Origin of the sequence: Aeromonas diversa CDC 2478-85 (assembly GCF_000819805.1) — a bacterium.
GTDB classification, from domain to species: Bacteria; Pseudomonadota; Gammaproteobacteria; order Enterobacterales; family Aeromonadaceae; genus Aeromonas; species Aeromonas diversa.
In genome coordinates this window covers 181,450-202,164 of sequence record NZ_CDCE01000034.1, presented here as the reverse complement: position 1 = coordinate 202,164, position 20,715 = coordinate 181,450, and the positions used below count along the sequence as shown (strand labels likewise).

At 61.4% G+C, this 20,715-nt stretch carries 18 protein-coding genes; 8 read left to right on the top strand and 10 right to left on the bottom strand.

What is annotated here, in order from left to right; translation table 11 throughout:
* Window positions 1-3: 3 nt before the first annotated feature.
* From BN1121_RS15220 to dcuC, 4 genes are all read right to left on the bottom strand, one after another.
* Window positions 4-498 carry a M48 family metallopeptidase gene (locus BN1121_RS15220; protein WP_005352584.1) on the bottom strand — a complete coding sequence of 165 codons (495 nt, stop codon included), beginning with the start codon at window positions 496-498 and terminating at the stop codon, window positions 4-6.
* Window positions 499-537: 39 nt separating this feature from the next.
* Window positions 538-2,187 (bottom strand): hypothetical protein, encoded by a 1,650-nt coding sequence (locus BN1121_RS15215; protein ID WP_043157502.1) that lies wholly within the window; start codon window positions 2,185-2,187, stop codon window positions 538-540.
* Window positions 2,188-2,279: 92 nt separating this feature from the next.
* Window positions 2,280-3,917 (bottom strand): bifunctional metallophosphatase/5'-nucleotidase, encoded by a 1,638-nt coding sequence (locus tag BN1121_RS15210; RefSeq protein ID WP_005352589.1) that lies wholly within the window; start codon window positions 3,915-3,917, stop codon window positions 2,280-2,282.
* A gap of 80 nt (window positions 3,918-3,997) precedes the next feature.
* Window positions 3,998-5,350, bottom strand: a complete 1,353-nt coding sequence (gene dcuC, locus BN1121_RS15205) for an anaerobic C4-dicarboxylate transporter DcuC (protein WP_005352595.1) — start codon at window positions 5,348-5,350, stop codon at window positions 3,998-4,000.
* Between the two features lie 197 nt (window positions 5,351-5,547).
* On the opposite strand from dcuC, the gene BN1121_RS15200 reads away from it, so the two are divergent.
* Window positions 5,548-6,153: a DUF922 domain-containing protein gene (locus BN1121_RS15200; protein WP_005352599.1), complete on the top strand. Its 606-nt coding sequence runs from the start codon at window positions 5,548-5,550 to the stop codon at window positions 6,151-6,153.
* A gap of 56 nt (window positions 6,154-6,209) precedes the next feature.
* Here BN1121_RS15200 and mnmC read toward each other — a convergent pair whose 3' ends face one another.
* Window positions 6,210-8,204 carry a bifunctional tRNA (5-methylaminomethyl-2-thiouridine)(34)-methyltransferase MnmC2/FAD-dependent 5-carboxymethylaminomethyl-2-thiouridine(34) oxidoreductase MnmC1 gene (gene mnmC, locus BN1121_RS15195; protein ID WP_005352601.1) on the bottom strand — a complete coding sequence of 665 codons (1,995 nt, stop codon included), beginning with the start codon at window positions 8,202-8,204 and terminating at the stop codon, window positions 6,210-6,212.
* Window positions 8,205-8,315: 111 nt separating this feature from the next.
* Between mnmC and fabB the strand changes: the two genes are divergently transcribed.
* Complete coding sequence (gene fabB, locus BN1121_RS15190; RefSeq protein WP_005352603.1) at window positions 8,316-9,527, top strand: beta-ketoacyl-ACP synthase I; 1,212 nt, start codon at window positions 8,316-8,318, stop codon at window positions 9,525-9,527.
* A 47-nt stretch (window positions 9,528-9,574) separates the two neighbouring features.
* On the opposite strand, the gene BN1121_RS15185 is transcribed toward fabB, so the two are convergent.
* The 4 genes from BN1121_RS15185 to BN1121_RS15170 form a co-directional block, all read right to left on the bottom strand.
* Window positions 9,575-10,063, bottom strand: coding sequence for a GNAT family N-acetyltransferase (locus BN1121_RS15185; protein WP_043157504.1), 489 nt, complete (start codon window positions 10,061-10,063; stop codon window positions 9,575-9,577).
* Window positions 10,064-10,159: 96 nt separating this feature from the next.
* The gene (gene ppnP / locus BN1121_RS15180) at window positions 10,160-10,444 is read right to left on the bottom strand and encodes a pyrimidine/purine nucleoside phosphorylase (RefSeq protein ID WP_005352607.1); all 285 of its coding nucleotides are present in this window, start codon (window positions 10,442-10,444) and stop codon (window positions 10,160-10,162) included.
* Window positions 10,445-10,570: 126 nt separating this feature from the next.
* A complete protein-coding gene (locus BN1121_RS15175) occupies window positions 10,571-11,764 on the bottom strand; it encodes a class I SAM-dependent methyltransferase (protein ID WP_005352608.1) in 1,194 nt (397 codons plus the stop codon).
* A 71-nt stretch (window positions 11,765-11,835) separates the two neighbouring features.
* Window positions 11,836-13,266, bottom strand: coding sequence for a methyl-accepting chemotaxis protein (locus BN1121_RS15170; protein WP_005352611.1), 1,431 nt, complete (start codon window positions 13,264-13,266; stop codon window positions 11,836-11,838).
* A gap of 87 nt (window positions 13,267-13,353) precedes the next feature.
* Between BN1121_RS15170 and yccX the strand changes: the two genes are divergently transcribed.
* Both yccX and BN1121_RS15160 read left to right on the top strand, forming a co-directional pair.
* Window positions 13,354-13,626 carry an acylphosphatase gene (yccX, locus tag BN1121_RS15165; protein ID WP_005352612.1) on the top strand — a complete coding sequence of 91 codons (273 nt, stop codon included), beginning with the start codon at window positions 13,354-13,356 and terminating at the stop codon, window positions 13,624-13,626.
* A gap of 10 nt (window positions 13,627-13,636) precedes the next feature.
* Window positions 13,637-14,335 carry a CHAD domain-containing protein gene (locus tag BN1121_RS15160; RefSeq protein ID WP_005352617.1) on the top strand — a complete coding sequence of 233 codons (699 nt, stop codon included), beginning with the start codon at window positions 13,637-13,639 and terminating at the stop codon, window positions 14,333-14,335.
* Window positions 14,336-14,367: 32 nt separating this feature from the next.
* Here BN1121_RS15160 and metG read toward each other — a convergent pair whose 3' ends face one another.
* Window positions 14,368-16,401, bottom strand: a complete 2,034-nt coding sequence (gene metG, locus BN1121_RS15155; RefSeq protein WP_005352618.1) for a methionine--tRNA ligase — start codon at window positions 16,399-16,401, stop codon at window positions 14,368-14,370.
* 166 nt (window positions 16,402-16,567) lie between these two features.
* Here metG and apbC point away from each other — a divergent pair, with 166 nt between their 5' ends.
* From apbC to BN1121_RS15135, 4 genes are all read left to right on the top strand, one after another.
* Window positions 16,568-17,647, top strand: coding sequence for an iron-sulfur cluster carrier protein ApbC (apbC, locus tag BN1121_RS15150; RefSeq protein WP_043598029.1), 1,080 nt, complete (start codon window positions 16,568-16,570; stop codon window positions 17,645-17,647).
* Window positions 17,648-17,756: 109 nt separating this feature from the next.
* A complete protein-coding gene (gene udk, locus BN1121_RS15145) occupies window positions 17,757-18,401 on the top strand; it encodes a uridine kinase (RefSeq protein ID WP_005352620.1) in 645 nt (214 codons plus the stop codon).
* A 44-nt stretch (window positions 18,402-18,445) separates the two neighbouring features.
* Window positions 18,446-19,027, top strand: coding sequence for a dCTP deaminase (gene dcd, locus BN1121_RS15140; protein ID WP_005352622.1), 582 nt, complete (start codon window positions 18,446-18,448; stop codon window positions 19,025-19,027).
* Window positions 19,028-19,176: 149 nt separating this feature from the next.
* Window positions 19,177-20,646, top strand: coding sequence for an inorganic phosphate transporter (locus BN1121_RS15135; protein WP_005352624.1), 1,470 nt, complete (start codon window positions 19,177-19,179; stop codon window positions 20,644-20,646).
* Window positions 20,647-20,715 lie beyond the last annotated feature (69 nt).

Below are 20,715 nucleotides of genomic sequence, written 5' to 3'. Positions count from 1 at the left end.
GGGTCACTCCTTGGTGAGGTCGCGCCAGGTGAGCCACAGGCGCAGATCGAACTCCCATTGATGATAGCCGGGGCACAGGTGGCAGCAGAGCTGGTAGAACCCCTTGTTATGATCCTTCTCCTTCAGATGGGCCAGCTCGTGCACCACGATCATCTCGAGAAACTCAGGCGGCGCCTCCTTGAACAGGGCGGCGATACGGATCTCGTTTTTGGCCTTGAGACGACTGCCTTGCACCCGGCTGACATAGGTGTGCAGCCCCAGCGCATCGCGCACTATGTTGATCTTGCCGTCGTACACCACCTTGGAGAGGGGGGCCGAGCTCTTGAGATAGCGGTTCTTGATGCCCTGCACATAGTCGCGCAAGGCGCCGTCGCTTTGGATCTGATGGCGGGCCGGGTAGCGTTTGGCCAGCAGGGCGCCGAGGCGATCGGTCTTGATAAGGTCGCGTACCTGCTCCTTGAGGGAGTCAGGATAACCGTTGAGATAGGGTAACTGCATGTTATCTCGTCGAAGAGGGGCCCGCTGGGCCCCGTTTGATTAACGCCGTTGATAGAGACCGTCGGCCACTTGCTCGTAGTGATCCAGCAGATAGAGGTAGAAAGCCTGGGTCGAGGGCGCCTGCTTTGGCAAGTTGGCGATGATGTCGTTGATACGTGCCTGTTTGCCGATAATGAAACGAGGCTGTTTGGCTTTGAGGTCGGCCAGGGTACGCTCGCGTACATCATAGGGAGGATTGACGTTGGCGAAGAAGAGATAGGCCGAGGCCGGCGTGCGATCGGTCCAGAGATAGTACTGGGGCCAGATCCCGTCGACCCAGATGGTATCGGTCGGGCTGCTCTTGGCCAGGATCTGGTCGACCCGTACTTGGGTCGGCTCGTTAAAAGGGCGGCCCTTCAAGGTGCCATCCCAGGCGTTATCCACCATCACGATCAGCATGGCGACCGAGGCGATCCAGGGGGTGACATTGCGCACATCCCAGGCTCGCCACAGGGGCAGCAGCAGCAGGACTGGCAAGGCCCAGAGCAGACTGATGCCCAGCACCTCGCGCACCCGCTCCAGTGACCACTCCTTGTTGCTCCAGCCAAAGCCGAGCTGCTGGGCGAGCAGCCAGGCAGCGGTGAGGATCACGCTGCCGACGCAGAGCAGGGCCAGGTTGTCCCCTTGCTCCTTGCAACGATCGAGCAGGCAGGCAAGGGGCAACAGACCCAGCTGCAGATATAGCACGTCGTAGTGATCGAACACATGACCCGAAACGGAGTTGGCCACCAGGGTGAAGAGGATCCCCAGCAGGGTGGCGCACAGCACCGGCATGCTCCAGTGCCAGCTGCGTCTGAGCATCAGCAGTACGAAGGCCGGCAGCAGCATGATGAGACCGGTACGAAACAGCCCCACGGCGCCGACGGCCAGCGAGGAGCCGTTACCGTAGCTCCCTTCAAAGAAGATGGCGAACGAGTAATAGGTGAAGGCTTCCATCACGCCATGATGCTGGAAGTAGGCCAGCAGCGGTCCCCCGACCAGCGCCAGCCCGGCGAGGCTGGAGAGCAGCAGCTGCAGGGCGCTGCGCCACTGGCCCTGGGTCAACCAGAGCAGGAACAGGGTCAGGTACCAGGCTCCCCACAGGGCGCCATTGTTGAGTCGCATCCAGGCGATCAGGGCAAAGGTGAGGGCCGCCACCAGCGCCGGGAAGAGGCGAAAACGCCCGTCCAGCAGCAGGGTGATAAAGGCCCATTGGCCGATGAGGGCGAGGTGGAAGGTCCAGTCCTCGGTCATGTTGCCGTAGTAGTATCGGGTGCCATACAGGGCCAGTATGGCCAGCAGGCTACCCAGACGCGCCCGCGTTGAGAGTCCGAGCTGCTCCAGCGCATGCCAGCTGGCCATTAACCCCAGCCAGCAGGCTAACCACTCCAGTCCCCAGATCCCGCGAAATCCGCCGAGCAGATAGCCCAGGGCGTCGATGGCGAAGATCATGGGTCCCTTGATGTCGATCATGTCCCGATAGAGGACGCCGCCGTCGGCCCACATCTTGCCCATCACCGCAAACAGAGAGGCATCAAATCCCGGCGCCATGCCATAGAAGAGGGGATTACGCAGGCCAAACAGCAGGGCCATCAGGGCGGTGAGTATCACGATCCCGGGGGTTAACGACGGGTAGTGACGGGGAGGGGCGAGGCGCATCGGACGATTCATGGATAGGGACAACTGACACTGAAAAAGGTGGGGGTATCTTGCCGATCCCGGCCCCTGCTGACAATGGGGCCGGAATGATTTCTTCGCGTTATTCAGGGCGAGGGCTGAAACCTGAGTCGAGGGGGTTGGGCTATCAGCACGGGTTGTTGCCGCGCCCAGTGGATAAAGGCATCGGCCAGGGTGATGCCAAGCTCCCGACGCTGATGGTTCAACGTGCGGCGCAGCGCCGTGTATCCCTCCTTGCCGGAGGCCGTATAGGCGCTTGAGACACCTCGATAGAGTGCCTGAGAGGCAACCCGCTGCCAGCCCTGGGCGGTTTCCATCTCGAGCCGGGTGATGCGTCGACCCAAGGGGGCGGCCGCATCATAGGTGTAACGCATCCCCGCCACATAGGGGAAGCTACCGCTGCCGTTGCCTGCGACGCCGTTATCGGTGGCGTTATTGATCGCCCCCTCCAGGGCATCCGCCAGCTCCTGGCCATACACCTCGTAGAGAATGAGTGGGATGGCGAAAGGAAGTAATCGTCCGGCCACGTCAGCCTCGGTGATGGTGCCGGCTTCAAACGAGCAGCGCACACCGCCTGCGTTATGCAGGGCAAAGTCGACCGGGCCACACTGCTCACGAGTGGTGTGCAGCATGGCACTGGCTACCAACGGCGCCAGCTCGCTGCCATGGGGATAACGCGCATCGGGTAGGCGCTGGTGGTGCAGGGCAGTGGGCAGTTGACTCAAGGGGCGGCGCCCCATCTCGCTCAGGATGGCGCGGTAGTGATGCGCCAGATGATGCTCTATCTGCGCGTCGGGGCACAGAGCGGGGAAGCGGGACAAGCCCGGCAGCGGTTGCCAGGGAAGCCATTGGGTCTCACCCACGGCGGAGGTGACGCGTCCGCGATCATCAAACTCGAGACGGCAGTGGCCCAGGGTTTGGGCACTGTGGCCTGCATGAAACAGGGGTATCCCGTTGTGCCACAGGGGATAGCTCTCTGACTGCTCGATCCCCAGATGTTGCAGGTCGCCGAGCAGGGTATGGGTGTGCCCCCCCACGATGAGGCTGAGCTCGGGAAAACGCTCGGCAATGCGCTTGTCTTGCTCAATGCCCAAATGGCTGAGCAGTATGATATGCACAATCCCAGCGGCCGCTATGTCACTCAGGGTTCGCTGGAGGGTCTCTTCAATGGAATGAAAACGAGTATGGGGATCGGGGTTGGCGATCTCGGCCATCTGCGCCAGGGTGATCCCCATCAGGGCAAAGCGCACATCTCCCAGCCGCTTTTCACACCAGGGGCGTTCATGGTCAAACAGGTTTGACTGGCCGCGCAGGGGGGCAGGACAGTCGGCGGGCTCGTGGCGATTGTCCATGTTGGCCGCCAGCACCGGGAAGGGCACGCTGCGGATGAAATGCGACAGGGCCTCGTTACCGAGATCGAATTCATGGTTGCCGAGCACCATAGCATCGGGGGCGAGCAGGGTGAGCAACTCGGCATTGGCCCGCTCCCGGAAGCGGTTGAAGTAGAGAGAGCCTTGAAAGGTGTCGCCCCCATGGACGAACAGCATCGGCTCCCCTTGCCGCTCTGCCTCGGTGCGCAGTTGCGTCAGGCGGGTAAGAATGCGCCCATAACCGCCACACTCGGTGATCCGGCTCTGGCCGTCGGGGAGCTGAAAACGCAGTGGGGCGCCATCGAAGTGGGAGTGACAATCGCTCATGTGAACGAAATGAAGGGGAACAGGCATGGGGCCTCCTTCGCAGCGGAAAGGGAGAGTCTAACGCAGGGAAGGGAGGGAGGGCCAGCCTCGGCTGGCCCTCACGTCGATCAGGCGGGTACCATGATCTGGGTGGCAACGATGACCACCAGCAGGCCGACGGCGACCGGCAGGCTGGTGCGCTTGACCACTTCAAACGGAGAGAGGTTGGCCATCCCCGAGCAGGCGACCACCACCCCGGAGACCGGAGAGATGGTGCGACCCAGGTTGGAGGCTTGCAACATGGGCAGCACCAGATAGGCGGGGTTGATCCCGAGGCTGGTGGCCAGGTTGGGGATGAGCTCCACGAAGGCGTAGAAGGGGGCGTTGCCCGATCCGGTGGTGAAGGCCGCCAGTGTGGTGATCACCACCAGGGAAAGCATCATGATCATGCCGCCCGAGCCCAGAACCTGGGCATGGGCCAGCAGGGTGTCGATGAAGCCGATGGTGATCAAGCCCTGGGCAAAGACGCCCGCACCCACCAGCAGGATGACCACGCCGGCGAAGGCATCGGCCATGCTGCGCCAGCATACCTGCAAGCCGTCGAGCAGGGTCTTGCCATTGCGGATACGCACCAGCTCGAGCAGGCTCGCCAGCACCATGCAGATGACGATGATGGTGACGATGTCGAGCTGAGGACCCCATTTACCGTCGAAGATCAGCACCCCAATGATGGGGGTGAAGGGAAGGATGGCATAGAAGGCCGGCGCCGTGGTCTTGAGCTCACCCGGAGCGACCGGGGCGTTATGCTCGCCGGACTTGCGATCCAGATAGCGCTGCCAGAAGAAGTGAGTCACCGCCATGCAGGCGATGGCAATCAGCGAGATGGGCAGGGTCAGCTTGAAGGCAAAATCCAACAGCTCCATGTTGGCGGCCTGGGCGGCCATCACCACGTCTCCGGAGGTGGGCGCCAGTATGATGGCGGCCGGGGAGGCGCACACGGCTGCCGCGGCGCCGCGAGAGATCCCCATGTTGACCATGAGCGGGAACAGGGTCGCCATCAACAGCACACCGAGGCCGGTGGCCGAACTGACCGCCAGTGACATGGCGCAGGCCACCAGATAGGCGGCGACCAGCAGGATGTAGGGGGACTTGATCACCCGTAGCGGCCGACTGGCCAGCTTCACCAGAATGTCGTTGGCACCGATGTGGCTCATGTAGCCGGCGAAGCCACACAACACCATGATCAGCATGCCGAGTCCGCCGCCACGATCGTTGAGCAGGAAGCGGACGTATTCGAAGATGTCGGTCACAATGAAGCCTGTGCTGGTGACCTTGGCAGGCAGCACAGGTTTACCCATCAGGGCTGTGATGGCCAGCAGCAGCAGGCCGCCGCTGAGCAGCACTCCGGTTGCCGAGTAGCCTTTGAAGATGGCACGGCCGACCAGCAGGGTCACGAGCGTGCCAATAATCAGCTCTATCATGTTGAGTATCCTGTTATGAGTCAGTGCGAGAGGATTCTATTCCCAAGGTGGTAGGTGCACGAGCGAAACGCGGGCCTATTGTGACGTGAAGCAGTATTTGAATTTAATCATCGTATTGCACAGGGGTGATCATGCACATAGGCTAGAAAGGAAGGGCCTTTGTGGGTCGTGCGGGTCATGGCAAAAAGGTTTGTAGCATGATGGGTTCGATGAAACTCTTGGGGTGGGGCTGTACACTGCTGCTACTCTCTCCAGTCACTTATGGCTCCATGGCGCGGCCTGCCGTGTTGCCAGAGACCGTCATTAACGTCCGATTTTATGATGTCAGTGCACCGGATCTGAAGTCGCTGGCAGCGGCGCTGGATCGGGTGGCTCCGCGGGATCAGGACAAGGTGGCGCTTGGCAAGGCCAGTTATCGTCTCGACTGGCGGCTCGAGCTCGATCAGGGCGAGAAGCAGTGTCTGGTCCGGCAGATTGTGGTCTCAACCGATGCGACCCTGCTTATCCCCCGTTGGTTGGAAAAGACCAAGGCGACCAAGCAGGATCGCCAGCGTTGGGAGCGGATCACGGCCAGCCTGCTCGACTATGAGGCCCGTCACAAGGAGATGGTGTTGCAGAGTGCGACCCGGATCGGCATCGCCCTGGCCGATCTGCCCGCCGAGTCCAGTTGCGATGTACTGCGCTACGGCGCCTGGAAGGCGGGTATGAAGGAGTTGGAGCAGGGACAACGGCGCATTGACTCCTTCCAACGCCAGACGCGCTATGGCGAGATGTTGGGTCTGCGTTGGCCCGGTGAAGGATAAGAGAGACTGTTAGATTACGAGAAGGCCGCCCGAGGGCGGCCTTTTTGCACGCGTCATCAGGGCGTGAGCGGCTTGCCCTTGAGCAGCTTGCGGGTCCAATAGCGGGCCGGGTGCAAGGCATCGAGCAGATCCCGCGCCAGGCCCAGGGGCTCGCCACAGATCTCGGCGGCCAGCAGTTCCCCGCACAGGGGGGCCGAGCACAGACCCCGCGAGCCGAGGGCGCCGAGCACAAACAGACCCGGCCAGGTGGGGAGTTGCCAGTCTGGGTCGGCGCCGTGATCGCGCCAGCGCTCTTCAAGATTATCGAGCACTGCCAACGGGCCCAGTACTGGCAGGTGATCACGGCTGGCCGAACGTATTCCGACGCGGGCCTCGCCGTCCGAGAGATCGACCCCTATGGGCCAGCGCTGATCGGGCAGGCAGGCGATAAGGCGATCCCGGTTGCTGGCCTGCTCGTCATTGCAATAGTCCAGCTCGGTGCGGTTGCGGCCATAGCTGGCGCCGATGCAGTGGCGCCCCTGGTGGGCTGGTGTGAGGTAGCCGTCGTAGCAGAGCACCTGCTTGAGGCGCGAAAGTTCGGGGTTGGTCCTGGCGTGGCTCACCTGGCCGCGCACCGGGTAGAGAGGCAACTCGGCCTGTGGCAGTAGCGCGGGCAGGCGATGGCCTGCGGCCACCACCAGGTTCGGGGCCTGCCAGCGGCCGCTCGGCCCTTCGGCGACCCACAGATCCCCGTGCTGGGACAGGCGGGTCACCTCGGCGTCGTAGTGCTGGGTCAGCAGACCGCTGGTTGCCGCCTCGGCCAGCGCGGCGCGGGTGAGCTCAGCCGGGCAGAGCCAACCGCCCAGCGGGTAAGCCACCCCGGCGCAGCCGGTGGGCAGGCCCACCTGCTCGGCCATCTCCTCGGCGGTTACCGGGTGTACCAGCTCGGCGGGGAAGGGGCCGGTCAGCAGCTTGGCGATCTTCTGGGCCGATTTGCCGTCGTAGCCGAGTTGCACCACGCCACAGAGATCGAAGGCCACCTCATGGCGGGCGGCCAGCTCGATGAGGCGCCCACGGGCATAGGGAAAGGCCGCGGCATAGAAGCGTGACAGGGTGTCGTGCTCGCCGCCGAGCAGGGGGTAGAGGGCCCCCTGCCGGTTGCCCGAGGCGCCGGCGGCGGGCGCCGCATCGGCGCACAGCAAGGTGACGGCGCGGCCGCGGCGCACCAGAGAGAGCGCCGTCATGGCCGAGGCGATGCCACCGCCGATGATGAGCACCTCACCCGTGCGCCCGGCCGGGCGCGGATAGCCCCGCTCTAGGCCGGTGCTGGGCACCTTGCCTTGCCGGGCGCCGGCCAGCATCTCGCGCTTGCTGCCATACCCCTTGACCTTCTGCATGGCCCAGCCTGCCTCGATGAGGCCGCGGCGCACGAAGCCGGCGCAGGTGAAGGTGGCGAGCGTCGCCGTGCTGCGGGCAAGGCGAGCCAGCCCGGCGAAGAGCTCGGGCGTCCACATCTCGGGGTTCTTGGACGGGGCGAAGCCATCGAGAAACCAGGCGTCCACCAGTCCCTCGGGGCCGTGGGGCACCAGAGGCAGGCTCTCCTTGATGTCGCCAAACCAGAGATCCAGGGTGACGCGTCCCTCATCAAACACCAGGCGATGGCAGCCAGGCAGTGCCAGCGGCCACTGGGCGACCAGATGCTCGCTGAAGGCCGACAGCTCGGGCCAGGCGGCCAAGGCTTTGGCCAGATCGGCGCGGGTGAGGGGAAATTTTTCGAAACTGGTGAAATGCAGGCGGCGCGCGCCGGCCTTGCCTGCGGCGATGTGCCCGGCAAACGCCTGCCAGCTGGCCAGAAAGTTGAGGCCGGTGCCAAAACCTGTCTCGGCGATCACGAACTGGTCGCGATCATGGCGCGAAAAACGCTCAGGTATTTGGTTTTGCTGCAAAAAGACGTAGCGGGTTTCGCTCAGCCCATTATCATTGGAAAAGTAGACATCCCCGAACTCGCTGGAGACAGGCGTGCCCGCCTCATTCCACTCCAGCCGGGCATGATGTAGCGATGTTTGGCTCACGTTGACTTCAAACTCCCGTCACAAATCGCGGGCATTCTACGTGAAAGCAGACCAGTTTGGCAGCCGAAAGCGGGTAGACTCGGTGCCAGTTTTACCAGACGAGATGGATTAATGAGAAGAGCAGTGATCACCGGTATCGGCGTCATCTCCAGTATCGGCAACAATAAGGAAGAAGTGCTGGCCTCCCTGAAAGCGGGTACCTCAGGCATCACCTATTCCGAGCAGTTCGAGCAGTACAACCTGCGTAGCCGTGTCTGGGGTAACATCAAACTCGAGCCGTCCGAGCTGATTGACCGCAAGGTCATGCGTTTCATGGGCAACGCCTCCGCGTACGCCTACCTCTCCATGCAGGAAGCGATCGCCGACGCCAAGCTGACCGACGACATGGTCTCCAACGACCGCACCGGTATCGTGGCCGGCTCCGGTGGCGCCTCTGCCAAAAACCAGCTGGAAGCGTGCGACATCGCCCGCGAGAAGGGCGTCAAGCGTGTCGGTCCCTACATGGTGCCGCGCACCATGTCCTCCACCGTATCTGCCTGTCTGGCCACCCCGTTCAAGATCCGTGGGGTCAACTACACCATCAGCTCCGCCTGTGCCACCTCTGCCCATTGCATCGGCCACGCGCTGGAACTGATCCAGCTCGGCAAGCAAGACATCGTCTTCGCCGGCGGCGGCGAGGAGCTGGACTGGTCCATGACCACCCAGTTCGACGCCATGGGCGCCCTCTCTACCAAGTACAACGACACCCCGGAAAAGGCCTCCCGCACTTATGATGCGGATCGCGACGGCTTCGTCATCTCAGGTGGCGGCGGTATCGTGGTGGTCGAGGAGCTCGAACACGCCCTGGCCCGTGGCGCTCACATCTACGCCGAGATCACCGGTTACGGTGCCACCTCCGACGGCTACGACATGGTTGCCCCTAGCGGTGAAGGCGCCATTCGCTGCATGAAGATGGCGATGGCCGGTGTCGACAAGGTCGACTACATCAACACCCACGGCACCTCCACCCCGGTCGGTGACGTGAAGGAGCTGGAAGCGATCCAGACTCTGTTCGGTGCCAACTCTCCCAAGCTCTCCGCCACCAAGGCGATGACCGGTCACTCTCTGGGCGCCGCCGGCGTGCATGAGGCGGTCTACTCCCTGCTGATGCTGGAGCACGGTTTCATCGCCCCGAGCATCAACATCGACACCCTGGACGAGAAGGCTATCGGCCTGCCCATCGTGCGTGAGACCGAAGCGGCCACCCTCGATACCGTCATGTCCAACAGCTTCGGCTTTGGTGGGACTAACGCCTCGCTGGTGTTCAGCAAGTACAAGGGCTGAGCGAGTCGAAATAAACAGAGGGCGCCATGATGGCGCCCTCTTCGTTTCTAATTCAGCTTGAGCTTCATAAACTCGGCGTCCTCGCCATACTCGGCCAGCGACTTGCTGGTGGGAGTGGCCACGAAGCCGTGTCGACGCCAATAGGCGGGGGCATCCTGCACTGCGATCAGGGCCACTTCGTCGTAGCCATCCTCTTTAGCGTGGTCGAGCGCCGTGTCGACGAGTCGCTGGCCTACACCCAGACCGCGCGCCTCATCGGCAATCGCCAGATCGTGCAGGTAGAAGATCTCGTCGCGCGTCATCTCGCCGATGGGGCATGAGAGAGAGGGGGGAGGGCCATAGTGCCAAGGATGACAGAGCAGATAGCCGAGCACTTGGCCACCTCGCTCGGCAACCCAGCAGGTCTGCGGTGAGAGGCCGACCTTCTGCTGCAGGATGTGGAGAGGCTCGGGGACCAGCTCATGGTAACACTGGGCCTGGATGTGCATGATGGCACTCCAGTCACCATATCGGATAGTTCGTATCGAAACCGGCATCTTGTCTGACGCTATGTTGAAAAACACACCAAATCAGACGCCATGCTAGCAAAGCGCAGCAGAAAAGATAAGGGGCCTATCGGCCCCTGGGTAGTATCAGTCGAGAAACTCGCACAGGTAGGCGGTGGCTTGCTTCACTTCCAGCTTGAAGGAAGAGTGTCCTGGGACGGCAAACGCCTGACCCGCCTCGTAGGTGTGCCACTCATCTTCATCCTTGAGCTGAATGGTGAGGGCACCCTTGATGACCGTCATCCGCTCGGGGGCGGCGGTATTGAACTCGTAGTGACCCGGGGCCATGACGCCGACGGTGGCCTTCTCACCCTTGTGCTCGAAGCCGATAGATTTGACGTTACCATCAAAATACTCATTGCTTTTCAACATCTTTACATCCTTGCATTGGCACTGTCCCTGGCACGTTAGCACGGGTGCCGATGGCTGTCATGAAGATTGTATGAAGGGACTCAGGAGGGAATAAGAGGCGCCTTAAAGGGCGCCTCTTGAACGGTCTCAACGGGCTCTGACCACCAGTCCCTTGAGGTAGAAGCCTTCCGGATAGGCGGTACCGATGGGGTGATCCGGTGCCTGGGAGAGGCGCTCGAGGATCTGGGCGTCGCGGCCGGCATCGAGCGCCGCGTCGGCCACTATCTTCTGGAACAGATCTGCCGGCATCAGGCCCGAGCAGGAGTAGGTGAGCAGAATGCCGCCCGGGGCGAGCAGCTGGAACGCCAGCAGGTTAATGTCCTTGTAGCCGCGGCAGGCGCCGTCGAGCTGGGCCTTGCTCTCGGCAAACTTGGGCGGATCGAGCACGATGACGTCGAACTTCTCGCCCTTTTCCCGGTACTCACGCAGCAGCTTGAATACGTCCTGACGCAGGAAGTGGGCGCGGGAGAGGTCCAGGCCATTGAGCTCGGCATTCTGGCGCGCGGTGTCGAGCGCCGGTTGGGAGACGTCGACGTTGACCACTTCGCTGGCACCACCCTTGAGGGCGTAGACACCGAAGCCACCTGTGTAGCAGAAGCAGTTAAGTACCCGCTTGCCGGCGGTGTATTTGGCGGCTGCCTGGCGGTTGTCGCGCTGATCCAGATAGAAGCCGGTCTTGTGGCCTCCCTGGATGTCGACCAGGATCTTGACCCCCTGGTTCTCTTCGATCACGACCGGCTCGGAGGGCGCCTCGCCGTGCAGCACACCGACAAACTCCTCAAGCCCCTCTTTCTTGCGTACTGCCACATCGGAGCGCTCGAAGATGTTGCAAGTGGGGAAGAGGGCGCGCAGGGCTTCGACGATCAGCGGACGCTGGTAGTCGGCACCGGCCGAGAGCAACTGGCACACCAGAAAATCACCGTAGCGATCGATGGTGACGCCGGGCAGGCCGTCGGATTCGGCGGCGCACAGGCGATAGCCGGTGAGCCCCTGGCGTGCGATTAGATCCTCGCGAGCGGCCTGGGCAGCGGCCAGACGGCGCAGGAAGAAGGCCTGATCGACCGCCTCGTCGCGATCGAAAGTCCAGATCCGCACCCGGATCTGGGAGCTGCCGGACCAGGCGCCACGGCCGAGCCACTGACCACTCTGGGCGAAGACGTCGACCGTCTCACCGTTAACCGGTTTGCCCTTGACCTTGTCGATAGCCTTGGAGAAGACCCAGGGGTGACGTCGAAGCAGGGATTTTTCCCGCCCGCCGGCGAGGATGATGGATGCGCTCATGGTGACAGCCGTTTAGGAGATAAGAAAAGGGGCCACATTCTAGGTGGCCCCTGGCTAAAAGACAAACCGACTCAGATCTTGAGCCCCTTGAGGGCGCCCGAGAGCTCATCGGCAGTCGTCTTGAGTCCCTGGGTGCCGGCCACCGAGGCAGAGGCTGACTCTTCCACCGAGCTTGCCTCACCACGCACCAGCTCGAGGTTGTGCGCTATGTCGGCGGCGACCGAGCTCTGTTGCTCGGAGGCGGTGGCGATCTGGGCGCTCATCTCGAAGACGCTGGCACTGACCTGGCTGATCCGCTCTATATCGGCGCCAACCTGAGTGATGAGCTCGCGGCTGTCGGCGGCACGGATCACCGTCTTCTCCATGATCTCGTTGAGGGTGGTGGTGCCCCCTTGCAGGGACTCGATCATCTGCTGGATCTCGACCGTGGCCTGTTGGGTGCGGCCTGCCAGAGTACGCACTTCGTCGGCGACCACCGCAAAGCCACGCCCCTGCTCGCCGGCGCGAGCGGCCTCAATGGCGGCATTGAGCGCCAGCAGGTTGGTCTGTTGGGAGATGGCATTGATGACGCTGACCACCTCGTTGATCCGGTTGGCGTTGTCGGTGAGCTGATCGACCGCGCTCGAGGCATTGGCAATCTCGTCGGCCAGGGTGCGGATGGATTCGATGGTCTTGCGTACCCGGGTGGCGCCCTTGGCCGCTTCATCGCTCGACTCGCGAGTCTGACTCAGGGTGTCGGCGGCGTTGCGAGCCACCTCGCGGATCGCCGCAGACATCTGCTCCATGGCGGCGGCCAGTGAGTCCATGTGGCTGCGCTGGGAGAGCGCCATCTGTTGCCCTTGCCGGGCGTGATCGCGAAACTCATCAGCCGCCATATGGAGGGCTTCGGCCGACTGTTCAACCAGTTGGACTATATTGTGCTGGCGCTCGGTGAAGCGGTCGATGCTGCAAGCGAGCACAGAAAACTCGTCGCGCACCGGGAAGAAGTTGAGCCGGAAGGTGAGGTCCCCATCGGCCACCTGCTGTAGCGCCTTGTTGGTGGAGTAGAGGGCGCCCGAGACGAAGGTCATCAGATAGTGGGTGATGAGAGCCATCAGGGCCGCCAGCACGGCGATCAGCCCAAGCATGGGCCCCTGATCGTCCCACATGGAGTAGGCGGCGCGATCGAGCGTGCCAACGAGCATGCCCGCTTGCCCCGCCTTGGCGGCGTAGCTGACGCGATCCCCCTGCTCCGAGAGGCCTTCGGTGGCATAGGGCTGTAGGGAGAGATGGGCCGGAAGGGTCAGCCCGGGCTCTTTGGCCACCAGTGCTGCCACTGTGTCGACCTTCTCGCGCATCAGCTCGACTCGCAGGTTCATCTCCTGCTCGTGGCTGGCTCGCAGCAGTGTAAAGCCGAGCAGGGCGATCACCAGCAGGGGAAACCAGAAGGTGATCATGAACTTTTCACTGATGGTGAGGTGAATGAGATAGCGGTCAATCCATCTGAACTTGACTTCTTTCATAATGATTAGGGTTCCTACAGCAATCCGTTGAGCGGGTGTCAGCATTATCGGCGAGAGTCGCCAGATCTTAATGACAAGGGTATAAAAATGGGAGAGCAATCGTTTGTTGTGCGTGTGTATGGAGTCGTTCAGGGCGTAGGGTTTCGCTATTTCACTCGTGAGCAGGCCCTGCGACTCAAATTAAGAGGGCATGCCTACAACCTGGATGATGGGTCGGTCGAGGTGTGGATCGCTGGACCCAGAGAGCAGGTGCAGAGTATGCTGAGCTGGCTGGAGCGTGGCCCACGCACCGCTCAGGTCTCACGCATCGAGGTGTGCGAGATGAGCGAGCTTCCGCCTCCCGGTTTTCATACCAACTGAGGCCCTGGCCATGGAGCATGAGCGGGATGTGATCCTGGCCTTTTCGCAGGCCACTGTGCACCTGCGCCAGGGGGCCGATGAAGAGGCGGTGCACGGTTATCGTATCGCAGGGAGGCGCGTGCTCTCGCTGCTTGCCTTGTGGCGTCCTCTCATCTACGAGCCACGGCTCGAGCGGCAGCTGGCCTCGGCCATCAAGGCGCTCTCGGCCTTGCGCGATGCGCAGGTTCACGCCCTGCACTTCGGTGATAAAGCCGGGACTCAGTCCGCAGTACCCGTGCCTGAGCTGGAGTCCGCCCTGCTTGCCTGGTGGCTGCGACGTGAAGAGTGGGGCCGGCAACCGCAACTGGCGCGATTCTATGCCATGAGTCTCGGGGCTGGCCTGCTCGAGAGGCTCGATGTGGACGGCCCGCTGGCCCTTCGCCAATGGCACGCACTGCGTCTGGCGGTGAAGGCGGGTCGTTATGGCGTCGAGCTGCTGGTGTCTCAGGGCGATGCGCCACTGGGTTGGTTGGCTGAGCTGTGCGAGTGGCAGGAGCTGCTGGGCCAATTACAAGACCGCCGCCAATGGCGCCGTCGCCTCGCCTTGGAAGGCGAACTTGGCACCGCCGACAAGCTGGCCACACAGTTGACACAAAGGCAGCGCCAGTTAGAGCGACGGCGTCCCGTGTTGCGGGAATTGGCGGTGCGTATGGCGCAACGTGGCGGATAAACGAAGAGGGACCCGAAGGTCCCTCTTGGTTCTTACTTGACTCGCATACCGGGCTGGGCGCCCTCTTGGGGCTCGAGGATCCAGAGATCCTTGCCGCCGGGGCCGGCGGCCAGCACCATGCCTTCGGACATGCCGAAACGCATCTTGCGCGGGGCCAGGTTGGCCACCATCACGGTCAGCTTGCCTTCCAGATCTTCAGGGTTGTAGGCGGACTTGATGCCGGCAAACACTTGACGGGTCTCGCCGCCGATGTCGAGCTGCAGTTTCAGCAGCTTGTCCGCTTCCGGCACCGCCTCGGCCTTCGTGATCAGCGCCACGCGCAGATCAATCTTGGCAAAATCGTCGTAGGCGATGGTCTCGCTGATGGGATCGTCGATCAGGGGACCGGTTGCTTTCGGTGCCTGCTCCTTGGCCAGATCTTCCTTGGAGGCGTCGATCATGGCGTCAATCTTGGCCGGCTCGATACGGGCGAACAGGGCCTTGAACGGGGCGACGGTGTGGTCGACCAGCGGAGCTGCGATACCATCCCAGCTGAGGGTCTCGGCCAGGAAGGCCTCGGCGCGCTCGGCCAAGAGCGGCATGACCGGTTTGAGGTAGGCCATCAGGACGCGGAACAGGTTGATGCCGACCGAGCAGACCGCTTGCAGCTCGGCATCTGCCCCTTCCTGCTTGGCGATGACCCAAGGGGCCTTGTCGTCCACGTAGCGGTTGGCCTTGTCGGCCAGCGCCATGATCTCGCGGATGGCGCGGCTGAACTCGCGGCTCTCGTAGGCTTCGGCGATCGCGGTGCGGGCGTTGGCAAACTCGGCGTAGAGCTCAGGCTCGGCGCAGGTGGCGGCCAGCTTGCCGTCGAAGCGCTTGGCGATGAAGCCGGCGTTGCGAGAGGCGAGGTTGACCAGCTTGTTGACCACATCGGCGTTGACGCGCTGCACGAAGTCTTCGAGGTTCAAGTCCAGATCGTCGATGCGGCTGTTGAGCTTGGCGGCATAGTAGTAACGCAGGCACTCCGGATCCAGGTGGTTCAGATAGGTGGAGGCCTTGATGAAGGTGCCCTTGGACTTGGACATCTTGGCGCCGTTGACGGTCACGTAGCCGTGCACGTTGACCTTGGTCGGCTTGCGGAAGCCCGCGCCTTCCAGCATGGATGGCCAGAACAGGCAGTGGAAGTAGGCGATGTCCTTGCCGATGAAGTGGTAGAGCTCGGCCTCGGAGTCCGCTTTCCAGTAGCTGTCGAAATCGATGTCATCACGCTTGTTGCACAGGTTCTTGAACGACGCCATGTAACCGATGGGGGCGTCCAGCCAGACGTAGAAGTACTTGCCCGGGGCGCCCGGAATTTCGAACCCGAAGTAGGGGGCATCACGGGTTATGTCCCACTGTTGCAGGCCGCTTTCGAACCACTCCTGCATCTTGTTGGCCATCTCTTCCTGGATGGCGCCGGAGCCGCGCACCCAGCCGGAGAGCCAGCTTTCAAACTGGGGCAGGTCGAAGAAGAAGTGCTCGGAGTCCTTCATCACCGGGGTCGCACCGGAGACGGCGGATTTCGGATCGATCAGCTCGGTCGGGCTGTAGGTGGCGCCGCAGCTGTCGCAGTTGTCGCCATACTGCTCCGGGGACTTGCACTTGGGGCAGGTACCCTTGACGAAGCGGTCCGGCAGGAACATGGCCTTTTCCGGATCGAACAGCTGGGAGATGGTACGGCTCTTGATCTTGCCAGCCTCCTTGAGGCGGGTATAGATAAGGCTCGCCAACTCGCGGTTCTCGTCGCTGTGGGTCGAGTGGTAGTTGTCGAAGCTGATGTTGAAGCCGGCGAAGTCCTGTTGGTGCTCTTCGGAGACGCGGGCAATCATCTCTTCGGGGGCGATCCCCATCTGCTGAGCCTTGAGCATGATCGGCGTGCCGTGGGCATCGTCGGCGCAGATGAAGTGGACCTGGTGACCGCGCATTCGTTGATAACGAACCCAGATATCGGCCTGGATGTGTTCCAGCATGTGGCCGAGGTGGATGGAGCCGTTAGCGTAGGGGAGGGCGCAAGTTACCAGAATTTTACGGGGATCAGTTGCCATAATGGGTTCTTGATATGCTGATTGGAGTGTTAGAGTGCCGAACATGTTACCCGAATCAGGCCGGATCTGCCTAGCCTCGAGACTCGCTGGCTGTCGCTTGGCGCGTGGCTGAGTCGGGCAGTAGCAATGGGACTTGAGCAAATAACAACGCAATGGGGTTTATACAGTGTTAGATGCAGTAAAACGTATATTGGCCGAATTTAAACCACGTTTTTGGCAAAGCGATCTGGTTGAGGCTGGCTTTGTTCATACCCTCACCCTGGAGGGGGGGCTGCTGACGGTGGGGGTGCGTCTGCCCTTCGCCGGTAGTAGCTGGTTCGATCAGTTGCGTGATGAGCTCGATGGCCGGTTGCGTGCCCTCGATGGGGTGCAGCAGATCCGCTGGAACTGCGATGCCGAGGTGGCCAGCCTGCCCCGTGCAGGCGGGCGTCCGGCGCTTCAGGGGGTTCGCAACATAGTGGTAGTGGCCTCCGGCAAGGGGGGCGTGGGCAAGTCGACCACGGCCGTCAATCTGGCTCTGGCGCTCAAGCGAGAAGGGGCCAGGGTGGCCCTGCTGGATGCAGATATCTATGGCCCCTCGATTCCCATCATGACCGGTACCCGTCACGAACGTCCCGTGAGCCACGATGGCAAAATGATGGAGCCTGTCATGGCCTGCGGCATGCCAAGCAACAGCATCGGGTATCTGGTTGGCGAGCAGGATGCCACCATCTGGCGTGGTCCCATGGCGAGCAAGGCGTTGGCCCAGATCCTCAATGAGACCCGTTGGGGTGAGATCGACTATCTGGTAGTCGATATGCCCCCCGGCACCGGTGACATTCAGCTCACCATGGCCCAGCAGGTCCCGACCACGGGGGCGGTGATCGTCACGACGCCCCAGGATGTGGCCCTGGCCGATGTTCGCAAGGGCGTCGCCATGTTTGAGAAGGTGGGGATCCCTGTGCTCGGGGTGATCGAGAACATGAGCTATCACATCTGCAGCGCCTGCGGCCACCACGAGCCTATTTTTGGCACGGGGGGGGGGCAGAAGATGGCGGAGCAATTTGGCATCAACCTGCTGGGACAACTGCCACTGCACATCGATATTCGTCAACATATGGATGACGGATGCCCCATCGTCTTCCAGGCGCCGGATCACGCGCTCTCTTTGAGCTACCTGAAACTGGCCCGCAACCTGGCTGCGGCGCTCTATTTTAGCGGAAAACCGGTTGCGACCCCGCTCTTCACGCGACAGCTGGATGAATAGTGGTCGAACGTGACGTATGACGCGCTTTGAGGGTGGGCATGGCCCACCCTTTTTCTTATAATGGATCGGTTTACATTCATTCCAACCGCTCTTCTTTTAGGTATTTGTCATGTCTGATACTCAACGTTCGTGTGTGATCATCGGTATTGCCGGGGCTTCAGCCTCGGGCAAGAGCCTCATTGCCCAGACCATCTATGAAGAGCTGGTGGCCGAACTGGGGGCAGGCGAGATCGGTGTGATCTCCGAAGACTGCTACTACAAGGATCAGTCTCACTTGACCATGGAAGAGCGGGTCAAGACCAACTACGACCATCCCAGCGCCATGGATCACAGTCTGCTAGTTGAGCATCTGGACTTACTCTCGCGCGGTGAGGGAGTGAGCATCCCTCAGTACTCCTATACCGAGCACACTCGTATGACCGAGACGGCTGATTTTGCGCCGCGCAAGGTGATCATTCTGGAAGGGATCCTGCTGCTGACCGATCCGCGTCTGCGTGAGCGCATGGATGCCACCATCTTCATGGACACCCCACTCGATATCTGCCTGATCCGCCGCCTGGTGCGTGATGTGCAAGAGCGGGGCCGTACCATGGAGTCTGTGCTCAAACAGTATCAGAAGACGGTTCGCCCCATGTTCTTGCAGTTCATCGATCCGTCCAAGCAGTATGCCGATGTGATCGTGCCCCGTGGCGGCAAGAACCGTATCGCGATCGACATGCTCAAAGCTCGAATCCGTCACATGCTGGTGGGCTGAAACAAGCCGGGTGACCCCGGCTTTTTTATATCCAAGGAGAAGTTATGCGCCTTTGTGATACCGACATAGAACGCTATCTGGACGAGGGAAAGATTGTCATCGAACCTCGTCCCTCACAGGAGCGTATCAGTGGGGTCAGTGTCGATGTCCTGCTGGGAAACGCCTTTCGCGTCTTTCGCGATCACACCGCGCCTTATATCGACCTCGGCGGTACCAGTGCCGAGATGGCGGATGCCATCGATCGGGTGATGAGCGAAGAGATCCACATTCCGGATGGGGAGGCTTTCTTCCTCCACCCGGGCGAGCTGGCACTTGCCGTCACCTATGAGTCGGTGACCCTGCCGGCCAACCTGGTGGGCTGGCTCGATGGCCGCTCCTCACTGGCGCGCCTCGGCCTCATGGTGCACGTGACGGCCCATCGGATCGATCCGGGCTGGTCGGGGCGCATCGTGCTGGAGTTCTACAACGGCGGTAAATTGCCGTTGGCATTGCGCCCCAAGATGAAGATTGGTGCGCTCAATTTCGAAGTCCTCTCCGGGGAGGCCGCACGTCCCTACAACAAGCGTGAAAACGCCAAGTACAAGAGCCAGCAAGGCGCTGTGGCAAGCCGGATCAGCCAAGACTGACCAGCGTCTTATCGCTGACTACCCTTTAAATGGCAGATGTTGATACATTTGCCATTTTTTTTTTGTCAGAAAATATCTCTTGGCCGTCTATTCACCCTTGCTTCATCTGGCATAATCCGCGCACTTCCTTAACAAGGTGTACCTTTGTAATGTTAACAGTCTTTGAAGGGATGAACGCGTGGCTGGCAATCGGCCTGGTGCTCTCCGTTGTCTTCGTCTTGGCCTACGAGTTTATCAACGGTTTTCACGATACGGCCAATGCCGTAGCGACGGTGATCTACACCAAGGCCATGCCGGCTCACATGGCTGTGGTTGCCTCAGGCTTCTTCAACTTCCTCGGTGTTATGTTCGGGGGGCTTGGCGTTGCCTATGCCATCGTGCATCTGCTTCCTATTGATCTGCTGTTGGGAATGGATTCGAGCCAGGGGTTGGTGATGATCTTCTCCCTGCTCTTCTCCGCCATCGCCTGGAACCTGGGTACCTGGTACTTCGGCATCCCGGCCTCCAGCTCTCATACCCTGATTGGCTCTATCTTAGGGGTGGGCGGTGCTTATGCCTGGCTGGTACACAAGCCGCTGAATGAAGGGATCAACGTGGGCAAGGCGATCGACATCATGCTGTCGCTCATCGTTTCGCCGACCGTGGGCTTCATCATCGCGGCACTTCTTCTGTTTGCCATCAAGCGAATCTGGAGTGGCCCCAAGCTGCATAAGACCCCAGAGGAGCGCCTCAAGGTCGACGGTAAGAAGCACCCGCCTTTCTGGGCGCGCCTTACCCTGGTGGCCTCTGCCATGGGGGTCAGCTTCGTGCATGGCTCCAACGATGGTCAGAAGGGGATTGGCCTGTTGATGCTGGTGCTCATCTGTATGGCACCGGCTCACTACGCCCTCGATATGAGTAGTAGCGCCTATCACCTCGATCGCACGCAGGATGCCGCTAACCGCATCGCAGATCTCTACCATCGTAACCAGGAGATGGTCAGCGGGCTGGTGAGTTTTGACCGTGAGGTGAAGGTCTCCGCCGAGTTGATGGAGCACTGCACTGCCGGTGATACTCTCTCTAACATTGCGACGCTGGATGAGCGTCTGGGTAAGGTCCGCACCTACAGTGAAATGAGTGTGGCCGACCGCCGTGAAGTTCGTCGCCTGCTGCTCTGCATCGACGACACCGCCAAGAAGGTCTCCAAGCTGCAATTGCCTGCGAAGGAGCTCAAGGATCTGGCCGTATGGCGCAAGGATCTGGTCTCTACCGCCGAGTATGCCCCCTACTGGGTTATCGTCTCCGTCGCCCTGGCATTGGGTTGCGGCACCATGATTGGGTGGCGTCGTATCGTCTACACGGTGGGGGAGAAAATTGGCTCCAAGGGCATGACCTACAGCCAGGGCATTGCTGCCCAGATCACGGCTGCCAGTGCCATCGGTATCGCCAGTGCAACGGGCATGCCTGTCTCCACGACCCATGTGCTCTCTTCGGCCGTGGCAGGGACCATGGTGGCGAACCGCTCTGGGCTGCAGACGCAAACCATCAAGACCATCTTGATGGCCTGGGTGTTGACCCTGCCACTGACCATGGCATTGTCAGGTGGATTCTTCCTGCTCGCCAACGCGCTCTTTACCTGACACTCTGAATCCTCAATGCAAAAGCCGGCGCAATGCGCCGGTTTTTTTATGTCTGGGTTCAGCCGCGGC